Origin of the sequence: Amycolatopsis sp. NPDC059021 (genome assembly GCF_042739895.1) — a bacterium.
Classification (GTDB): Bacteria; Actinomycetota; Actinomycetes; order Mycobacteriales; family Pseudonocardiaceae; genus Amycolatopsis.
The window spans coordinates 1-2,540 of the sequence record NZ_JBHYIQ010000209.1 but is presented as its reverse complement, the minus strand read 5'-3'; the positions used below and the strand labels follow the sequence as shown (position 1 = coordinate 2,540).

The 2,540-nt window shown below is 44.1% G+C and carries 5 protein-coding genes; all 5 read left to right on the top strand.

Annotated elements, in window-relative coordinates:
• Positions 1–173: 173 nt before the first annotated feature.
• A complete protein-coding gene (locus ACFWX1_RS48005; RefSeq protein ID WP_377998110.1) occupies positions 174–488 on the top strand; it encodes a hypothetical protein in 315 nt (104 codons plus the stop codon).
• Positions 476–1,030: a hypothetical protein gene (locus ACFWX1_RS48000; protein WP_376642749.1), complete on the top strand. Its 555-nt coding sequence runs from the start codon at positions 476–478 to the stop codon at positions 1,028–1,030. Before ACFWX1_RS48005 ends, ACFWX1_RS48000 begins: the two co-directional genes overlap by 13 nt.
• Before the next feature lie 50 nt (positions 1,031–1,080).
• A complete protein-coding gene (locus ACFWX1_RS47995; protein ID WP_376642747.1) occupies positions 1,081–1,329 on the top strand; it encodes a hypothetical protein in 249 nt (82 codons plus the stop codon).
• Positions 1,307–1,948: a hypothetical protein gene (locus ACFWX1_RS47990; protein ID WP_376642745.1), complete on the top strand. Its 642-nt coding sequence runs from the start codon at positions 1,307–1,309 to the stop codon at positions 1,946–1,948. Before ACFWX1_RS47995 ends, ACFWX1_RS47990 begins: the two co-directional genes overlap by 23 nt.
• A gap of 315 nt (positions 1,949–2,263) precedes the next feature.
• The coding region (locus ACFWX1_RS47985; protein ID WP_378396616.1) for a hypothetical protein at positions 2,264–2,540 on the top strand (277 nt) is incomplete at its 3' end.

Here is a 2,540-nt window from a genome sequence, read left to right as displayed (position 1 = left end):
CAAATAAACAGAAAAGAAATATGGACTATATTAAAAATACAAGTCGTCCGCATGTGTCGTGTGACTTTTAAAAGAGTCGGGAAATTCATTTTCCCGGCTTTTTATTTTGCCTAAAAATAATTAAATATGAAATTAATTCATTTATTTTTATTTTTTGTCTTTAAATCGAACACATGTTCCTATATTATTTAATTTATCGAACAGAAATAGGACAAAAGGAGGATTTATTTTCTATGCCAAAAGAACTAGAAGAAAAAGAAGAAAAATCGTCTGCTGAAGAAACACCGAAAAAAGAGGAACAGGAGGACGCGCCAAAATGGGCAAAGAATCTGCTACAGGACATCCAAAACCTGATGGGAACAAAGGAACAGCCGCAGGGACAAGCACAGGAAATTCCAGTACCGGAACCGCCAAAAGTGGAGGAACCGGAGGAAGAGGAACAGCCAGCACCAAGCAAAGCGAAAACGCTCCTCGGGTGGTTATGGTAGATGTGCCGGGAAGTGACCAGGAGGAACAGCCGAAAAAGAAACGCGGTCGCCCTCCTGGTACTGGCACGAAAAAGAAAAGCGCAGCCAAGAAAAAGACGGCGGGCAATGTTGATTCATCCCAGCTGAAAATGCTGTTACTGACGACAAGCGCGATCGTGGCAGCACGACCTGGGATGGAAGACTTTGCATTAACCGCCGATGAAGCCGAACAGATATGTACGCCACTCGCAAACATCATGGCGAAGTCTGAAGGCGTGGCGGGTGTCGCCAGTGAGTATGCAGACCATATAGCGTTACTCATTGCGTGCTTTACGATCTTTATACCTAAATTCATTATGTGGAAATCCAAACAACCTAAAAAGAAAGAGGTACAGAAAAATGTCTTGCCAAAACGAGAACTACCAAAACAACCAACAGAACAACGAGGAAATGAAAGCGCGCCTGAAAGAACTAATCAAAAGCCTGCTGAACGATCTGGGGAACCCACTAGTAAGCAATTTGGCGGCTCCTTACATCAACTCATCCCTTTCGGAGGATATTGATGTCTTAAAATTCCTCAACCATTTAGAGGGGATGATCGACTATGTCCGGTATGGTGACGCTGAAGCAAGGTGACTTCTATTACAACATCCCCATGCATGAATACAGCCGTTATTGGTTTGAACACTTGGACATTATCGAACAGGGCGAGGAATTTTTAGTTGTGGAGAAAATCCCTTACGACAAAATCCCGAAACCGTCCATCATGGCTGCTATGAAAAGAGGTAAAGGCGTGAAGCGTGTTGTGAAAGCTTACAGCACGAAAGGAAGTGGAAAACATGCGAATGACAATTGGCGATGACGAACACGTTTTTATCTGTGGTCAAACCGGTACAGGTAAATCGGTTGTCGCTGAGGTATATCTCGCTGGGAAAGACCATGTGGTAAAGCTTGATACGAAAGGCGAAGTACACGAGCGCCGCAAGAAACGGCAGGAATTGTGGCATGGCTTGCAGGAAGGTAAGGACTTTACTGTGGTTCACCGATTGGAAGACGTGTCCGAGGTCGAGACGCCGAAAATTATCTATTGCCCGGTCGCTGAAGAATTAGAGCCGGAATATTACAACGCGCTCATGAGCTGGGTGTACAAGCGTGAAAATACGATTCTATGGATAGACGAATTAATGGAAGTCGCGCCAAGCGCCCATAACTACCCGAAAGAATTGAAAGCCTTATACACGCGCGGGCGTTCGAAAGAAGCAGTCGTTTGGGCTTGTACCCAGCGCCCAACAGACATTCCGGTCATTGCTATGGCCAACAGTTCACACTATTTCATTTTCACCATGCAAAACCCGGATGACCGTAAAAAGATTGTGAAAGCAACAGGGATGCCGCAATTTATGGAGCAACCCGGCGGGCACAATTTTTGGTATTGGAAAGTGGGTATGCAAAACCCGGTACTAGCAAAATTGAAGCTTTAAAGGAGGTGATGACTTGGAGACACGAAAATTTGCAGGTGTCGGGCTGAAGAACATGATTGTCATTGCGCTATTCACAATGATGGTCATTGTCGTAACAAAGGTTATTGTCACGAAGCATCCGGTTAACGGTGTGACGCAATTAGTAAACGCAGTATAAGGAGGAAAAAAGCATGAAGGTTAAATGGTTAGTTCATACGTTCATTACTGTATTTATCACGATGGTTTTCATGTGGATTATTAAGAAAGCTTCAGCAAAATATCATATCCCGGTTGTATCTACAATCGCGGCAGAAGTCTAAGGAGGAATTTTAATTTATGGCAACTCAACAGCAACTATCAGCACAGGCAAAGGCTCAACTATTCTCGCAGGCTACCCGCCAAACATGGCAGATGATGGGTACACAGACAGTGACAGAGGACGCACAAACGGTATCATTCAACCTACCGAAAGTACGCCTGCTATCACAAATTTTAGTTGAATTTGACGCGACTGTCTCTCTCAAATCGCAGAACGCGGCAATTCCAACTAAACCATTTTCACCATACCAGATTATCAGAAATATTGCACTGGAATTAAACAGTGGATTCCGTC

What these genes read in the sequence shown, in the direction of transcription:
- ACFWX1_RS48005 (WP_377998110.1), top strand. Translation starts at nt 174, where the DNA reads ATGTTCCTATATTATTTAATTTATCGAACAGAAATAGGACAAAAGGAG.
- ACFWX1_RS47995 (WP_376642747.1), top strand. Translation starts at nt 1,081, where the DNA reads ATGGTGACGCTGAAGCAAGGTGACTTCTATTACAACATCCCCATGCAT.
- ACFWX1_RS47990 (WP_376642745.1), top strand. Translation starts at nt 1,307, where the DNA reads ATGCGAATGACAATTGGCGATGACGAACACGTTTTTATCTGTGGTCAA.